This window comes from Variovorax sp. VNK109 (assembly GCF_049445855.1).
Lineage (GTDB): Bacteria > Pseudomonadota > Gammaproteobacteria > Burkholderiales > Burkholderiaceae_C > JAGOCV01.
Map to the genome: position 1 here is coordinate 532,973 of NZ_JBMSDV010000001.1, position 14,903 is coordinate 547,875.

Below are 14,903 nucleotides of genomic sequence, written 5' to 3' on the forward strand. Positions count from 1 at the left end.
GAACATGAGCACCGACCACGCCCGCTTCAACATGATCGAGCAGCAGATCCGGCCCTGGAACGTCCTGGACCCGGAAATCCTGGAACTGCTGTCCGTCGTGCGCCGCGAGGACTTCGTGCCGCTGGCGCACAAGGCCCTGGCCTTCACCGACATGGAGCTGCCGCTGCAAGGCAGTTCCGAAGAAGCACAGGGCAAGGGCGAAGTCATGCTCGCCCCCCGCGTGGAAGCCCGGATGCTGCACGATCTGAAGGTGCAGAAGCACGAGAAGGTGCTCGAGATCGGCGCGGGCTCCGGTTACATGGCCGCACTTCTGGCGCACCGCGCGCAACGCGTCATCTCGCTGGAAATCGACGCAGGGCTGGTCGCCATGGCGCGCGGCAACCTGCAGAAAGCCGGCATCCTGAACGTGGAAGTCCGCCAGGCCGATGGCTCGAAGGACGTTGCCGTGGACGGCCCGTACGACGTGATCGTGCTCAGCGGCTCGGTGGCCGAAGTGCCGCAATCGCTGCTGGCGCAACTCAAGGTCGGCGGCCGGCTGGCGGCCATCGTGGGCGAGGAACCCATGATGCGCGCCCACTTCATCACCCGCACCGGTGAGGCCAGCCACCAGACCGTGCAGCCCTGGGACACCGTGGCCCCGCGCCTGCAGCACTTCCCAGAACCGTCGCGCTTCAGCTTCTGAACATCACAGGTCATCCGAATCCATGATTGCGCAAGTCAGCCCCCTCGCCCTCGCCGAATGGTTCCAGTCCACGGGCACCGCGTCGCCCCAGGTGCTGGACGTGCGTGAACCCTGGGAGCTGCAGACCGCAAGCGTCAAGCCCGAAGGCTTCGAGCTGGTCACCATTCCCATGGGCGAAGTGCCCGCGCGACTGGAGCAGCTCGACCCGCAACGCCCCGTCGCCTGCCTGTGCCATCACGGCGCACGCAGCCAGCGCGTTGCGGCCTTCCTCGCACACAACGGCTTCAGCCACGTGGCCAACGTGGCCGGCGGCATTGACGCGTGGTCGCTCGAACGCGACCCATCGGTGGCGCGGTACTGATTTCTTTCCAAGGATGACCATGAACCTGTTCCGGCAATCCCCCCATCGCGAAAAACTTCACGCGGCCGTATGCGCGGTGCTGGGTCTCGGACTGGGCACCGTGGCGATGCCGTCCGCGCAGGCGCAGAGCCTGACCGCGCTGTACGACGCTGCACGCGCCTACGACGCCACCTACCAGTCGGCCCGTTCGCAATATGACGCCAACCTCGCGCGCGCCGAGCAGGCACGCGCGGGCATCCTGCCCACGGCAGGGCTGTCGGCCGGCTATTCGCGGTCCGACTTCGAGAACACCAATCCGGTCGTCAACCGCAACTACCCGACCACCACGGGGACCGTGAGCGCATCTCAGCCCATCTACCGCCCTGCCAACTGGGCGACCTACGAACAGGGCAAGCGGCAGGTCGATCTGGCGCAGGCCCAACTCGACGCGGCCGAGCAGGACCTGATCGTGCGCGTGAGCCAAGCCTACTTCGACGTGCTGGCCTCGCAGGACAGCCTGGCCTTCGTGCGCGCGCAGAAGACCGCCGTCGCCGAGCAACTCGCCGCCGCCAAGCGCAACTTCGAAGTGGGCACCTCCACCGTCACCGATTCGCGTGAAGCGCAGGCCCGCTACGACCTCGTGATCGCGCAGGAGATCGCCGCCGAGAACGACCTGCGCGTGAAGAAGCTCGCGCTCGACCAGCTCGTGGGCAAGGCCAACACCGACCCGACACCGCTGGTCACGCCCTCCACACTGCCCTCGCCCGCGCCGAATGACGTCAACAGCTGGGTGCAGCAGTCGCAGGACAACCACCCGGGCGTGCGCCAGAACCTGGTGGCGGTCGACATCGCGCGGCTCGAAACCGAGAAGGCCAAGGCCGGCCACAAACCCACGCTCGACGCCGTGGCGAGCTATTCCGTCACGCGCAGCCCCGAAGGCTCGGCCACGTCGGCGCTCAACACACGGTCCAATGTCGGCACCATCGGTGTGCAGTTCAACCTGCCGCTCTTCGCCGGCTTCGCCACGCAGAACCGCATCCGCGAAACACTGTCGCTGGAAGACAAGGCGCAGTCCGACCTGGAAGCAACGCGCCGCAGTGTGGCGCAGGGCACGCGCACGGCGTACTTCGGCGTGATCTCGGGCCTGGGACAGGTGAAGGCGCTCGAAGCCGCCGAGGCATCGAGCCAGAGCGCGCTGGATGCCAACAAGCTGGGTTATCAAGTGGGCGTGCGCATCAACATCGACGTGCTGAATTCGCAAAGCCAGTTGTTCCAGACCAAGCGCGATCTGGCGCAGGCCCGCTACAACGTGCTGCTGGGCAACCTGCGGCTGCGTCAGGCCGCCGGTACGCTCAAGCCCGAAGACCTGCAGATCGTCAACGCGCTGCTGGCGCGCTGAGCCGATCCCACGGCTGGCTAGCCGCCCGCTGATTTTCCGGCACTGGCTGGCGCATCCAGCAGCGCCAGCACCGCTTCGACGGTCCTGGACGCAGCGCCCCGGTGTGCTGTCGCAAAGGCCATGGCGTACTGCGCGTGGCCGAACAAGGCGGGCCTGTCAGCCAGCAGCCGCGCCACTTCGTCCACGGCTTCGGGCATGTCGTCCACGCGCAAGGCAGCGCCTGCTTCCTCTGCCAGGCCAGCAGCTTCGGCAAAATTGAATGTCGACGGCCCCATGATCACCGGGCAGCCGCAAGCCGCCGCCTCGATCAGGTTCTGCCCCCCCAGCGGTTCGAAACTTCCACCGAGCAGCGCCATCGTCGACAGGCCGTAGTAAAGCGCCATCTCCCCCAGCGAATCGCCGAGCCATACATCGGCGGCCTCCGGTGCGTCTTTCCATTCACTTCGCCGCGACAGCGTGAGCCCGCGCTGGCGGACCAGCGCCGCCACGTCGTCGAAGCGCTGCGGATGGCGCGGCACGATCAGCCATTGCACGCCGGCCGCCATCGCCGGATCGCGCTGACGCCAAGCAGCGACGGCATCGCGCAACAGCGCTTCTTCACCTTCACGCGAGCTCGCGAGCATGACGACGGGACGCGCGTTCTGCCCAGCCCACTGGCGACCCCGCAAAAGCTGGGCCGAATCAGGCGACGCATCGAACTTCAGATTGCCGAAGACACCGCGCACCGGCGCGCCGAGCGCCCGCAGCCGCTCGGCATCGGCGCCTGTCTGGGCCCACACGGCCGTCAGCGACTCGAAAGCCGGCTCCGACAGCACCGACAGGCGCTGCGACTGCGCGAACGACTTTTCATTGAGCCGCGCATTCGCCAGGACCAGCGGCACGCCTTCGGCCTTGCAGTGCGCGACGAGGTTGGGCCAGATTTCGGTCTCCATCAGGATGCCAAGACATGGCCTGAAGTGAGCAATGAAGCGCTGCACCGCCCGCGGCGTGTCCCACGGCTGCCAGACCTGCACGTCGCCGGGCTGGAGCAGGCGTGCGCCTTCTGCCCGACCCGTCGCCGTCCCGTGCGTGAGCAGCAGGCGCAACTCGGGCCGCTCCTTGCGCAGCCGCTCCAGCAGGATGGCCGCAGCGCGCGTTTCGCCGAGCGAGACGGCGTGCACCCACAGGCTGCCCCGCGATGGCGGAACGCCGTAACGGCCGAAGCGCTCTTCCACAGCCTCCAGATAACCGGGCTCCTTCTGCCCTCGCCGTCGCAGTTTTCGCCGCAGGAACGGCTGGCCCAATGTCATGAGCAGCGAGTACAGGGCGCGCATGCGTCGTTCGGATCGGGGGGCAGGTCAGTGCGCGGCCTGCGCCAGCGACGCGTCGGGCTTCACGCTGCGCAGCAAGGCCAGCATGTCTGCCTCGATGCGCTTGAGCGCCGCGTCGTCGTGCCCCTCGAAGCGCAGCACCAGCACCGGCGTGGTGTTGGACGCGCGGATCAGGCCGAAGCCATCCTCCCAGTCCAGTCGCAGACCATCGATGGTCGACACCTTCGCGCCGCCGAAGTCCCGGCCTTCCGCGCCTTCCACAAGCTTTGCCACGAGCGCATGCGGCTCGCCTTCAGCGCATTGCACGTTGAGCTCCGGTGTCGAGTGGCTGGTGGGCAGCGCGTTCAGCACCACGTTCGCATCGGGGCTGCGGCTCACGATCTCGAGCAGCCGGCAGCCGGCATAGGTGCCGTCGTCGAAGCCGAACCAGCGCTCCTTGAAGAAGATGTGCCCGCTCATCTCGCCGCCCAGCGGCGCGTCGATCTCACGCATCTTGGCCTTGATGAGCGAATGGCCCGTCTTGAACATCAGCGCCTTGCCGCCTGCCGCCTCGATGGCGGGCGCGAGGCGTTGCGAACACTTCACGTCGTAGACGATGCTGCCGCCGGGCACGCGGCTCAGCACGTCCTGCGCGAACAGCATCATCTGCCGGTCCGGGAAGATGTTCTGACCGTCGCGCGTGACGATGCCCAAGCGGTCGCCGTCACCGTCGAACGCCAGGCCCAGTTCCGCGCCGGAGGTCTGCAACGCGGCGATCAGGTCCTTCAGGTTCTCCGGCTTGCTCGGGTCCGGGTGGTGGTTGGGGAAGTTGCCATCGACTTCGCTGAAGAGTTCGATGACTTCGCAGCCGATGGCGCGGAAGATCGCCGGCGCCGATGCGCCCGCGATGCCATTGCCGCAGTCCACGACGATCTTCATCGGGCGGGCGAGCCGGATGTCGCGCACGATGCGGTCGCGGTACGGCGCAAAGACATTGATGTTGCGCACGCTGCCACCTGCGGTCAGCGTCCAGCTCTCCGCTTCCATGATGTGGCGCAGGCTCTGGATGTCGTCGCCGTAGATGGCACGGCCGGCCATCACCATCTTGAAGCCGTTGTAATCCCTGGGGTTGTGGCTGCCCGTGACCTGGATGCCCGACGTCGCCAGCGTGCTCGCAGCGAAGTAGAGCATCGGCGTGGTCGCAAGGCCGATGTCGATGACTTCGATGCCAGCGTCCACCAGACCGGCCACCAGCGCCTCGCTCAGGACCGGGCCGGAGAGGCGGCCGTCGCGACCGACGGCCACGCTCTTCTCGCCGTTCTGGCGGGCCACCGTGCCGAAGGCACGGCCCAGGGCGCGCGCCACGTCGGGCGTCAGTGTGGTCGGAACGACACCGCGGATGTCATAGGCTTTGAAGATCGACGGGGCAAGCTGCATGTCATGACCTGATGCTGGAAGGGCAGGCCATTGTAGGCGCGCACCCCACGATGCCGTGTCGGAAAAAGGCGCATCCTGACGCGCAGGATGATGTCCGGAAATGGCGAGTCCCGCGCAGGCCGGCGCGTATGATTTCCCCATGGATGCCGCCACCGACAACGCCTGCTACAACGCCCTCAAGGCACGCGACGCGCGCTTCGACGGCCGTTTCTTCACAGGCGTCACCTCCACCGGCATCTACTGCCGCCCCGTGTGCAGCGTGCGCACGCCGCGTCGTGAGAACTGCCGGTTTTTCGAGCTGGCGGCGCAAGCCGAAGCGGCGGGCTTCAGGCCCTGCCTGCGTTGCCGGCCCGAACTCGCGCCGCAATCACACGCCTGGTCCATCCAGGATGCATCGGGCATCCTTGCCAACCAGGCAGCACGCCTGCTGGACGAACCCGACGCATGGAGCGAAGCGCCCGCGTCCGTTGCTGCGCTGGCCCGGCGTCTGGGTGTGAGCGACCGGCACCTGCGTCGCATCTTCGAGGCGCAATTCGGCGTGTCGCCCCTGCAGTATCTGCAGACACGCCGCCTGCTCACCGCCAAGCAATTGCTGGCCGACACCAGCCTGCCCGTTTCGCAGGTCGCGCTGTGCAGCGGTTTCTCGAGCCTGCGTCGTTTCAACGCGGCCTTCGTCGGGCACTACGGCCTGAGTCCCGCGCAGTTGCGCCGCCAGGGCGAGGAACGTGACGGCGAAGGCACGCGGGTGCGCCTGGGTTACCGGCCGCCCTACGACGTGGCCGCGATGCTCGGCTTCTTCTCGCGACGGTTCATCACCGGCATCGAGCATGTGGACATCGGGACCGCACAGTTCGCACGGACGCTGCGCGTCCGCGCCGATGGTCGCGATCACGCCGGATGGATTTCCATGCGCTTCGACGAGGACCGCTCACAGGTGGTGCTGCGGGTGTCCGACGGCCTGCGCGATGTGTTGCCGCTGGTCATCCGCCGCGTGCGCGCGGCACTTGACCTCGACGCCGACCCGCAAGCGATCCATGCCGTGCTGCAGGGCGATTTCCCCGGGAGCATCGGACTGCGCGTGCCGGGTTCACTCGATGGCTACGAACTGGCAATCCGGGCCGTGCTCGGACAGCAGATCACCGTCGCGGCTGCACGCACGCTGGCGCAGCGCGTGGTGGACCGGTTCGGATCGCCGCTGGCGGACGCGCCCATCGCCTCGTTGACGAAGCTGTTTCCCACGCCCGAGGTGCTGGCTGTCGCCGAGGGCGATGCCCTCGGCTCGCTGGGCATCGTGCGGCAGCGGCAGGCCGCCATCGCGGGAATCGCCCGTGCCGTGGCGCAAGGGCGCCTGCAACTGCATCCCGGCGCGAACGTGCCGGACACCATCGATTTGCTCAAGACGCTGCCCGGTATCGGCGATTGGACCGCGCACTACATCGCGATGCGTGCGTTGCGCTGGCCCGATGCGTTTCCTGCAGGCGACATCGCCCTGCAGAAAGCGTTGGGCGTGGCGACCGCGCGCGCCGCCGAAGAAGCCTCGGCCGCCTGGCGGCCGTGGCGCAGCTATGCCGTGTTGCGTGCCTGGGCACGCCCTCAGGAGAAGAAGACATGAAATTCCACCCTTCCCTTGTCAGCGGGCGCGTCGACAGCCCGCTCGGCCCCGTCGTCATCGCTGTCACGGACCAGGGCCTCGCCGGTGTCTGGTTCGACGGGCAGAAGCACCTGCCCGACATGACGGACTGGGCGGTGGACGATGCGCACCCGATGATCGTGCGCGCGGGCCAGCAGCTCACGCGCTACTTCAATGGCGAGGCCGCCACGTTCGACATGCCACTGGACCTGAGCGGCGGCACCGGCTTCCAGCAGGCCGTCTGGCAGGCGCTGCTGGCCATTCCGCGCGGCGCGACGACAAGTTACGGGGCCATCAGCGCGAACATCGGCAACCCGGCGGCGGTGCGCGCGGTCGGCGCGGCCGTCGGGCGCAATCCGGTCTCGGTCATCGTGCCCTGCCATCGCGTGCTCGGCTCCGACGGATCGCTCACCGGTTATGCCGGCGGGCTCGATCGAAAGATCGCACTGCTGCAGCTCGAAGGGGTTCTTCTTTGAGCGCATCGCCATCGAATGTCACGACAACAGGCCCCAAGGAATGGGCCATCGACTTCCTGCTGCTCTCCGCGATCTGGGGCGCGTCGTTCCTCTTCATGCGCATCACCGCCACCGAGTTCGGTGCGCTGCCCGCGGCCACATTGCGCGTGGGCATTGCCGCGCTCTTCCTGCTGCCGCTTGCGTTCTGGCGCGGCCTCGCACCCGCCATGGCGCAGGACTGGAAGCCGCTGTTCATCGTCGGCGCGCTGAACTCCGGAATTCCGTTCGCCTGCTTCTGCTTCGCACTGCTGGCCATCTCGACCGGCCTGTCCTCCATCCTCAACGCCACCGTGCCGCTGTTCGGCGCGATCATCGCGTGGATGTGGCTGGGCGACCGCCTGAACGCCACGCGCATCGCCGGCCTCGCGGTGGGCTTCGTGGGTGTCACCATGCTCGCGTGGGACAAGGCAAGCCTGAAGGCCGGTGCATCCGGCATCGCGCCGGGCTTCGCCATCGCCGCCTGCCTGCTCGCGTCGATCTGCTACGGCATCGGGGCCAGCTTCACCAAACGCCACCTGGGCTCGACGCCCTCGCTGGCCATCGCCACAGGCAGCCAGGTGGGCGCAACGGTGCTGCTCGCGCCTGCTGCCATCTGGCTCTGGCCGGCCCACACGCCGGGCCTGCGGGCCTGGGCCGCCGCCGTGGCCATGGGTGTGCTGTGCACGGGTGTTGCCTACATCCTCTATTTCCGGCTGCTCGCGCGTGCGGGGCCGGCGCGCGCGCTCGCAGTCACCTTCGTGGTGCCGGTGTTCGCGATCGCCTACGGCGCGCTCTTCCTGCAGGAAGCCGTGACCGCGTGGATGGTGCTTTGCGGGCTGGTCATCGTGGCGGGCACGGCCTTGTCGACAGGCCTGCTCAGTCTTCGGCGGTGAAGCCGGTGGACTGCACCACGGTGCGGTAGCGCTCCCAGCTTGCCTTCACGGTGGCATTGAATTCGGCCACGCCTTGCGCATCGGCTTCGGTGCCGAGCTTGCCCAGTGCGTCGATGCCCTTCTCCGAGCGCACGTACGCAGAAATGAGCGCGTTGGCCTTGGCCACCAGTTCAGGCGGCGTCTTTGCAGGTGCGAGGAAGCCGGACCAGTCGCCGAACACCACATCGCGGTAGCCGGATTCCAGCATCGTCGGCACCTGCGGCAGGAAGCGCGAACGCTGTGCACCGGTGACGGCGAGGATGCGGATTTTTCCGTCCGCCGCATGCGGAATGATCTCCGGCAGCGGGCTCACCGTGGACGACACATGGCCACCCAGCAGGTCGACCACGGCGGGTGCACCGCCCTTGTAGGGCACGAGGCGCAGGTCCACGCCGGCATTGCGGCCGAACATCACACCTGCGAAGTGCTGGCTCGAACCGCTGGCCGTGCCGAAGTTGGCCTTGTCCGGGTTCGCCTTGGCCCAGGTCACGAATTCCTGCACGGTCTTCACCGATGCCGGCACCGCCGGACCGATGGCCAGACCCAGGCTGCCCTTGGACGTGGACGCGACCGGCACGAAGTCGGTCAGCGTGTCGTAGGGCATCTTCTTGTAGATGTGCGGAAAGATCGACATCGGGAAGGTCGGCGTGTAGAGCAGGAAGCTGCCATCGGCCGGACGGTTCTTCACGTACTCCACGCCCACACGGCCGGCGGCGCCGGCACGGTTTTCCACGACCACGGTCTCTGCATAGGTGCCGCGCAGGCTCTCGCCCACCAGCCGCGCGACGGCATCCGTCGCACCGCCTGCCGGGAACGGCACGACGATGGTGACCTGCTTGAGCAGTGGCGCCTGCGCCCATGCAGCGGCGGGCGCAAGCACCGCTGCCGCGGTCATTGCTGCCGTTGAGAGCAGTGTCACGACGGCGCGACGCCGTCCTCGATTGAATGTCCCGGGAATGGATTGCATGTCTGTCTCCTTGTAGTTACTTCGCACATCGACGCGGGCGCCGCCCGCGTCGTCAAATCGTCGGCCGGCGTCCTTCCTTGCCGTTCAGCCGCTCACCTGGTTGAGCAACGGCTCGCCCTTGCTGAAACGCAACAGGTTGTCGGCTGCGCCTTCGGCCAGCCGCCGCAGCGTGGCCGGGCTGCCCGCGCCGGCGTAATGCGACGTGATGAGCAGGTTGGGGCATGCCCAAAGCGGATCGTCGGCCGGCAGCGGCTCGGGATCGGTCACGTCCAGGCCGGCACCGCCGACCTGCCCGCTCTTCAGCGCTTCGCACAAGGCCGCCTGATCGATCACGCCGCCGCGCGCGATGTTGACGATGAGCACGCCCTTCCTGCACGCGGCCAGCGCCGCGGCATCGAGCAGGTGATGCGTTTCGTCCGTCAGCGCAATGGCGATCACCACGACATCGGCGCGACCCAGCACCTCGTGCAGCGACGACAGTGGTGCTGCTTCATCGACCAACTCATCCTTCCTGGCAGAACGCGACACGGCAATCAGCTTCGTGCCGAAGCCGCGCGCGCGTTTCGCGATCTCCCGCCCGATGTTTCCGTAGCCGATGATCGCCATGGTCCTGCCTTCGAGCGAGGATGAACGCGCTGCGGGCGCGCGGTCCCATTTGCGTTCCGCCTGCTGCACGAGCGACTCCGGAATGCGGCGTCCGACCGACAGCAGCAGTGCCATCGCGTGCTCGGCCACGGCCGGCGACGCACCTCCTGCCGCATAAGTGACGGCGATACCGGGTGGAATGCCCACGGCATCGAAACCCTCCCGGCCCGCCGAACAGAAGTGCATCCATCGCACGGTGTTGCCCGGCGACTTCAGCACGTCGATGATCTGCCTTGCTTCTTCGGGCGGCGCGTCGTACAGCACGATGCCGGCCGCACCGGGCATGGCCGCCAATGCTTCGGGCAGCGTCGCAGCCACCACGAGTTCGGTGCCCGGCACCGAACCCAGCTTCTCGATGAGCTGGGCCTTGGCCAGCTGCATCTTGGTCCAGTAAATCACTCGCATGCCTTGTCTCCTTGTCTGGTTGTCTGTTCGTGTCGGGTCCTGGCGGCGGCGTCAGGCGCTGCGGACCGGGTGCTCGCGCAGCGCGTCTTCGTTGACATCCGCGCCCCAGCCCGGACGGTCCGGCACGAGCAGCGCGCCGTCTTTCATTTCCGGCAGATGCGTGACGAAGTCGCGCGTCCACGGCGCTTCGTCAGGGCGCAGTTCCATGATCCGCACATTGGGCACGGCCGCGCAGAAATGCAGGCTCATCAGGTTGCCGAGTTCACCGACGGGGTTGTGCGGCGCGATATGCGTCTCGAACGCATCGGCGAGCGTGGCGATGCGCACCGACTGCCAGACACCGTTCCACATCGGGTCGATGATGGCGACGTCCACCGTGCGCTTCTCGATGTAGGGCCGGTACTCCTGCAGCCCGTGGATGCCTTCGAGCGATGAAATGGGCGTGCGGCTGGAACTGCGGATCATCGCCAGCGCTTCGGGGTCGCGGATGTCGAGTTCGAGCCAATACATGTTCAGCGCTTCAAGACGCCGCGCCATGCGCATGTAGCCTTCGGGACGCTGGCTGAAGCTCACGTCGAGCATCAGGCCGGCATGCGGACCGATGCCCTGCCGCAATGCCGACAACTGGTCCACGATGGCCTGCAGTTGCGCGTCGCCGATGCTGCGATCCAGAAAGCCCGGCGCGATGCGGAAGCCGCCGTTGAACATGTAGGGCACCTCCCTGTCGAAGAACACCGGGTTGGTCTTCACCGCATTGAAGCCTTGCGCCACGGCCTCCTTGCCCAGGCGCACGAAGTCATCGAGCGTGCGCACGGGTTCGTAGCCCAGCTTCTCGTACATCGCCGCATGACGGACGCGATAGCTGCCGCAATGCGTCCAGTACACCGGCACACGTTCGCGGAACGGACCGCCGAACAGTTGATGGACAGGCACGCCCTGCGCCTTGGCAGCGATGTCCAGGCAAGCGTTCTCGACAGCAGCCACGGCCTGGTGCGAGATGCCGCCCGCCGCCACCCGTGTGGTGGCCAGCAGCGATTCGCTGATGCGCGCGTACTGTCGCGGATCCATCCCGATGGCCGACTTGCCGAAGCCGTGGATCAACGGCGCGAGCATCGCACCGCTGAAACCGTCGTAGAACTCGGCCCAGCCCGTGAGGCCTTCGTCGGTGCTGATCTTGATGTACGAACAGACGCGGTAGCCGCCATCTGCCTGCAATGTCTCGATTTTCGTGATCTTCATTTCCGGGTTTCCTTGGGGGCTGCAACAGGCGCGGCAGGTGCAGCAGGGGTGTTGGCATTCAGGAGTTTCTTCAGCGCGCCATAGAGCGCGACGCGCTCGTCGGTCGACAGCACTTCGAGCAGGCGGGCCTGGCTGCGACGCGCAAGCGGCGCAATACGCCTGGCCAGTTCACGTCCGGCAGGCGTGATGTCCACGATCTGCCGGCGCTTGTGCGCCTCATCGACCGAGGTGAGCGCAAGCCCGCGTGCTTCGAGCGCGCGCAGGATCCGGCCCGCATACGCCTTGTCGAAGAACGACGTGCGGCACAGCGCCGACAGCTGCATCGGCGCGGAGACGTAGAGGCGCGACAGGATGCGGTACTCCGGCACGGAGAGCTCGTGCAGCTTCGCGTTGACGCCGGTGATCTCCGCCTGCAGGTGGTTGGCCACGCGCATGAGCAGCGCGGTGGGGTAATCCTCGAGCTCGAGCCCGCCCCCCTGCGGCCCGAGGTCACGCCATGGGCAAGCTTCCACGCCCTTGCCGGAATTCTTCTTCAATGTGGACATGTCTACATTCTAGAAACCGCTTGCCCGTGTGGAACCGGTACTTACCCTCCGTCCCGATTGGCCCTTTCGACCTACATGCATCCCGGCCCTCATGTCCCCATTTCAGGGGACACGCGCTGTGACCACATGTGACAAACTCAGGGCCATGCCTGCAGCAGTCAACACGCCGATCCGGGTACTCCTGGTCGAGGACGATCCCGCGTTCTGCGCGGCCTTCTCCGCCGCAGTGGCAGGTGCCGAGGACGCCGAACTCGCAGGCATTGCGCGTTCACGTTCCGAGGGCATCGCGATGGTGCGCGCCACGCGTGCGGACGTGCTGCTGGTGGACCTGGGCCTGCCGGACGGTTCCGGCATCGACGTCATCCGCGCGATGCACCGCGAAGCGCCGGGCTGCACCGCCGTCGTCTCCAGCGTGTTCGGCGACGAGCAGCACGTCGTGCAGGCCATCCAGGCCGGAGCCGCCGGTTATCTGCTGAAAGACACGGCACCGGAAGACGTGGTGGAAGAACTGCGATGCGTGCATCGCGGCGGCAGCCCCATCAGCCCGATCATCGCGCGCAGCGTGCTGCGGCTGCTGCAGCAACAGGAGACACCCGAGGCGCCCGTGGCGGCCGACAGCACGCTGTTGTCGGCGCGCGAGGCGCAAGTCCTGGAGCTCGTGGCGAAGGGCTTTTCGTACGACGAGATCGCCTCGCAGATAGGCGTCTCGCGCCACACCGTGCTCACGTTCGTGCGCCGCATCTACGCCAAGCTCGAGGTCAACTCCAAGATGGAGGCGGTGAATGCAGCCCGTCGCAAGGGCCTGCTTCCGCGATGACGCCTGCATGACAGTCCTGCGGCGGCTGCGCGCTCGTATGCCCTCTCTTCTTCTGCGCGCAAGCGTCGTCCTGTCGCTGTTCGTGCTGCTGGCCCCGGGGGCTTGGGCGCAAGTCGCGCTCCACATCACGACAGCACAGTTCCAGGTCACGCCCGACGGCACCTTCGGTCCTGCGCCGCCGCTGCCACGGCTCGATGCCTCCAGATGGCAGCCCACGGCCCTGCCTGCCGCCCTGCCGCGTGCCATCGTTCCCCCCACATCCACTGAACCGATCGACACCGTGTGGTTCAGGATCGAGCTGCCAGCCGGGATTTCCCAGGTACCGCCCGGCACCCTGCGCCTGTACGTGCCGCGCTGGCAGACCGTCGGCCAGGTTGCCGTGTATGCCGACGAACGTCTGGTGTACCGCTCGGGCGCAGGGCCGGTGTGGAACGGCTTCAACCATCCGCTGTGGTTGCGCATCGATGCCGAGGACGGCACGCATCCGCAAACGCTGCTCGTACGCCTGGACCACAGCCGCAGCGTGGGTGCCGCGCTCTCCACGGCATGGGTCGGTGATTCCGGCGGGCTGGGCGCGAGCCGGTGGTGGCGGCAGGCACTGCAGGTGGGGCTGCCACTGACTTCGGGAGCGACGGCCCTCATGCTCGGGTTCTTCTCGCTGATCGTCTGGTTCATGCGGCGTGAGTCGCCTTACGGCCTGTTCTTCCTGATCTCGCTGGTCTTCTTCATCCGCACGCTGCACTACCACCTGGGCATCGAGCCGCTGCCGATCAGCGAGGAATGGTTCGGCTGGATGACCCTGCATTCGCTCTCGCTGATCGCCGTGCTGACCAATATCTTCGGCCTGCGCCTGCACAACAAACGCTATCCCGTGGCCGAGTGGTCTTGCCTTGGCATCGTGTTCCTGTCGATGCTCGTCAGCCTGCCGCCGCTGGCGGCGCTGACCATCCCGCAGATCGCATCGATCGCCTACCTGGTGCTGCTGGTCGTATTCACGGTGATGACCGTCCTGTGTCTCTGGTCTGCCTGGCGGGCCCGCTCTTCCGAGACGCTGCTGGTCATGCTGTTCAATGCGCTGGCCGTGCCGGCGAGCATCCACGACCTGCTGCTGCTCAACTACCAGTTGGACATCGAGCACATCTACCTGTTGCCGCTGGAGGGAGTCACCCTGCTCGGCTCGCTCGTGTATGTGGTCGTCCGGCGCTACGTGAATGCCGTGAAGCGCGCAGAAGTCGCGCAGTCGCAACTGGAGCGGGAGTTGCGCGCGCGCGAAGAGGAGCTCATGCGCAGCCACGAACGCCTGCGCGAAGTGGAGCACCGTGAGATCCTTCACGCCGAGCGGCAACGCCTGATGCAGGACATGCACGACGGCCTGGGCGCATCGCTCATGGGTGCGCTCAAGGCGGCGGAGAACGGGCAGCCGCACGACATGGCCGAAGTACTGCGCCAGTGCCTGGACGATCTGAAGCTCACCATCGATTCGCTCGAACAGGTCGAGCCCGACCTGCTGCTGTTGCTCGCGACGCTGCGCTACCGGCTGGGTGCGCGGCTGCAGCAGGCCGGCGTCGACCTCGTCTGGGAAGTGGCGGACGTGCCGCCGCTCAACTGGCTGGAGCCGCGCAGCGCGCTGCACATCCTCCGCATCCTGCAGGAGGTGTTCGTCAACATCGCCAAGCACAGTGGCGCGAACACCATCACGCTGCGCACGGCTTGGGATGCGTTCCATGTGAGCGTGAGCGTGGCTGACGACGGCATCGGCTTCGACACCGCAAGCCCGCCATGCGGCGGGCGCGGCATGGCGAACATCGCGCGACGCGCGGACGCATTGGGCGCGCATGCGCACTGGCAATCCGGCGAAGCGAATCGCGTCGGCGGCGGCAAGGGCACGTACTTCGTGCTGATACTGCCGCGCGAATCGAGGTTGCCGCAACCGGCGAGTGAACCGCCGTCGATACCTGCGTAAGTCGATACCGCCGGGTGAACGGTGCGCCGCGAAAGTGTCGACGTAATTAGTTGTAGCGACAGACAGGCGTAGTCTTCACCGACAGAATTCCCCCAAGTTGGGCAGGCGGATCTGCATCC

General features: G+C 67.0%; 14 protein-coding genes. 8 read left to right on the forward strand and 6 right to left on the reverse strand.

Going from position 1 to position 14,903, the window contains the following annotated elements; genetic code table 11:
* The first annotated feature begins 4 nt into the window (after positions 1-4).
* From ACO2Q9_RS02505 to ACO2Q9_RS02515, 3 genes are read left to right on the forward strand one after another with little or no spacing between them, the layout of a single operon-like run.
* Entirely contained in the window at positions 5-682 is a 678-nt protein-coding gene (locus ACO2Q9_RS02505; protein WP_423307972.1) for a protein-L-isoaspartate O-methyltransferase family protein, read from the forward strand.
* A gap of 22 nt (positions 683-704) precedes the next feature.
* Positions 705-1,043 carry a rhodanese-like domain-containing protein gene (locus tag ACO2Q9_RS02510; protein ID WP_423307974.1) on the forward strand — a complete coding sequence of 113 codons (339 nt, stop codon included), beginning with the start codon at positions 705-707 and terminating at the stop codon, positions 1,041-1,043.
* Positions 1,044-1,056: 13 nt separating this feature from the next.
* Positions 1,057-2,421 (forward strand): TolC family outer membrane protein, encoded by a 1,365-nt coding sequence (locus ACO2Q9_RS02515; protein WP_423307976.1) that lies wholly within the window; start codon positions 1,057-1,059, stop codon positions 2,419-2,421.
* 17 nt (positions 2,422-2,438) lie between these two features.
* Here the strand turns inward: ACO2Q9_RS02515 and ACO2Q9_RS02520 are convergent, their stop codons facing one another.
* Positions 2,439-3,734: a 3-deoxy-D-manno-octulosonic acid transferase gene (locus tag ACO2Q9_RS02520; RefSeq protein ID WP_423307978.1), complete on the reverse strand. Its 1,296-nt coding sequence runs from the start codon at positions 3,732-3,734 to the stop codon at positions 2,439-2,441.
* Positions 3,735-3,758: 24 nt separating this feature from the next.
* Positions 3,759-5,147: a phosphomannomutase/phosphoglucomutase gene (locus ACO2Q9_RS02525; protein WP_423307980.1), complete on the reverse strand. Its 1,389-nt coding sequence runs from the start codon at positions 5,145-5,147 to the stop codon at positions 3,759-3,761.
* A gap of 139 nt (positions 5,148-5,286) precedes the next feature.
* Here ACO2Q9_RS02525 and ACO2Q9_RS02530 point away from each other — a divergent pair, with 139 nt between their 5' ends.
* From ACO2Q9_RS02530 to ACO2Q9_RS02540, 3 genes are read left to right on the forward strand one after another with little or no spacing between them, the layout of a single operon-like run.
* Positions 5,287-6,759, forward strand: coding sequence for an Ada metal-binding domain-containing protein (locus ACO2Q9_RS02530; protein ID WP_423307982.1), 1,473 nt, complete (start codon positions 5,287-5,289; stop codon positions 6,757-6,759).
* Positions 6,756-7,253 (forward strand): methylated-DNA--[protein]-cysteine S-methyltransferase, encoded by a 498-nt coding sequence (locus tag ACO2Q9_RS02535; RefSeq protein WP_423307984.1) that lies wholly within the window; start codon positions 6,756-6,758, stop codon positions 7,251-7,253. The genes ACO2Q9_RS02530 and ACO2Q9_RS02535 overlap by 4 nt, the downstream gene beginning before the upstream one ends.
* Entirely contained in the window at positions 7,250-8,164 is a 915-nt protein-coding gene (locus ACO2Q9_RS02540; protein ID WP_423307986.1) for a DMT family transporter, read from the forward strand. Before ACO2Q9_RS02535 ends, ACO2Q9_RS02540 begins: the two co-directional genes overlap by 4 nt.
* On the opposite strand, the gene ACO2Q9_RS02545 is transcribed toward ACO2Q9_RS02540, so the two are convergent.
* The 4 genes from ACO2Q9_RS02545 to ACO2Q9_RS02560 all read right to left on the reverse strand — a co-directional run bounded on the left by ACO2Q9_RS02545 (position 8,148) and on the right by ACO2Q9_RS02560 (position 12,004).
* Complete coding sequence (locus ACO2Q9_RS02545) at positions 8,148-9,170, reverse strand: tripartite tricarboxylate transporter substrate-binding protein (protein WP_423307988.1); 1,023 nt, start codon at positions 9,168-9,170, stop codon at positions 8,148-8,150. The genes ACO2Q9_RS02540 and ACO2Q9_RS02545 overlap by 17 nt on opposite strands.
* 84 nt (positions 9,171-9,254) lie before the next feature.
* Positions 9,255-10,220 carry a D-2-hydroxyacid dehydrogenase gene (locus tag ACO2Q9_RS02550; protein WP_423307990.1) on the reverse strand — a complete coding sequence of 322 codons (966 nt, stop codon included), beginning with the start codon at positions 10,218-10,220 and terminating at the stop codon, positions 9,255-9,257.
* A 51-nt stretch (positions 10,221-10,271) separates the two neighbouring features.
* Entirely contained in the window at positions 10,272-11,459 is a 1,188-nt protein-coding gene (locus ACO2Q9_RS02555) for a mandelate racemase/muconate lactonizing enzyme family protein (RefSeq protein WP_423307992.1), read from the reverse strand.
* Positions 11,456-12,004: a MarR family winged helix-turn-helix transcriptional regulator gene (locus ACO2Q9_RS02560; protein ID WP_423307994.1), complete on the reverse strand. Its 549-nt coding sequence runs from the start codon at positions 12,002-12,004 to the stop codon at positions 11,456-11,458. Before ACO2Q9_RS02560 ends, ACO2Q9_RS02555 begins: the two co-directional genes overlap by 4 nt.
* Positions 12,005-12,149: 145 nt before the next feature.
* On the opposite strand from ACO2Q9_RS02560, the gene ACO2Q9_RS02565 reads away from it, so the two are divergent.
* Entirely contained in the window at positions 12,150-12,821 is a 672-nt protein-coding gene (locus ACO2Q9_RS02565) for a response regulator (protein WP_423307996.1), read from the forward strand.
* Positions 12,787-14,784 carry a 7TM diverse intracellular signaling domain-containing protein gene (locus tag ACO2Q9_RS02570; RefSeq protein WP_423307998.1) on the forward strand — a complete coding sequence of 666 codons (1,998 nt, stop codon included), beginning with the start codon at positions 12,787-12,789 and terminating at the stop codon, positions 14,782-14,784. The genes ACO2Q9_RS02565 and ACO2Q9_RS02570 overlap by 35 nt, the downstream gene beginning before the upstream one ends.
* Positions 14,785-14,903: the final 119 nt, after the last annotated feature.

Bases quoted from the DNA above. Each gene is read 5' to 3' on its own strand.
- ACO2Q9_RS02505 (WP_423307972.1), top strand. From the start codon at position 5: ATGAGCACCGACCACGCCCGCTTCAACATGATCGAGCAGCAGATCCGG.
- ACO2Q9_RS02510 (WP_423307974.1), top strand. From the start codon at position 705: ATGATTGCGCAAGTCAGCCCCCTCGCCCTCGCCGAATGGTTCCAGTCC.
- ACO2Q9_RS02515 (WP_423307976.1), top strand. From the start codon at position 1,057: ATGACCATGAACCTGTTCCGGCAATCCCCCCATCGCGAAAAACTTCAC.
- ACO2Q9_RS02520 (WP_423307978.1), bottom strand. From the start codon at position 3,734: ATGCGCGCCCTGTACTCGCTGCTCATGACATTGGGCCAGCCGTTCCTG.
- ACO2Q9_RS02525 (WP_423307980.1), bottom strand. From the start codon at position 5,147: ATGCAGCTTGCCCCGTCGATCTTCAAAGCCTATGACATCCGCGGTGTC.
- ACO2Q9_RS02530 (WP_423307982.1), top strand. From the start codon at position 5,287: ATGGATGCCGCCACCGACAACGCCTGCTACAACGCCCTCAAGGCACGC.
- ACO2Q9_RS02535 (WP_423307984.1), top strand. From the start codon at position 6,756: ATGAAATTCCACCCTTCCCTTGTCAGCGGGCGCGTCGACAGCCCGCTC.
- ACO2Q9_RS02545 (WP_423307988.1), bottom strand. From the start codon at position 9,170: ATGCAATCCATTCCCGGGACATTCAATCGAGGACGGCGTCGCGCCGTC.
- ACO2Q9_RS02550 (WP_423307990.1), bottom strand. From the start codon at position 10,220: ATGCGAGTGATTTACTGGACCAAGATGCAGCTGGCCAAGGCCCAGCTC.
- ACO2Q9_RS02555 (WP_423307992.1), bottom strand. From the start codon at position 11,459: ATGAAGATCACGAAAATCGAGACATTGCAGGCAGATGGCGGCTACCGC.
- ACO2Q9_RS02560 (WP_423307994.1), bottom strand. From the start codon at position 12,004: ATGTCCACATTGAAGAAGAATTCCGGCAAGGGCGTGGAAGCTTGCCCA.
- ACO2Q9_RS02565 (WP_423307996.1), top strand. From the start codon at position 12,150: ATGCCTGCAGCAGTCAACACGCCGATCCGGGTACTCCTGGTCGAGGAC.
- ACO2Q9_RS02570 (WP_423307998.1), top strand. From the start codon at position 12,787: ATGCAGCCCGTCGCAAGGGCCTGCTTCCGCGATGACGCCTGCATGACA.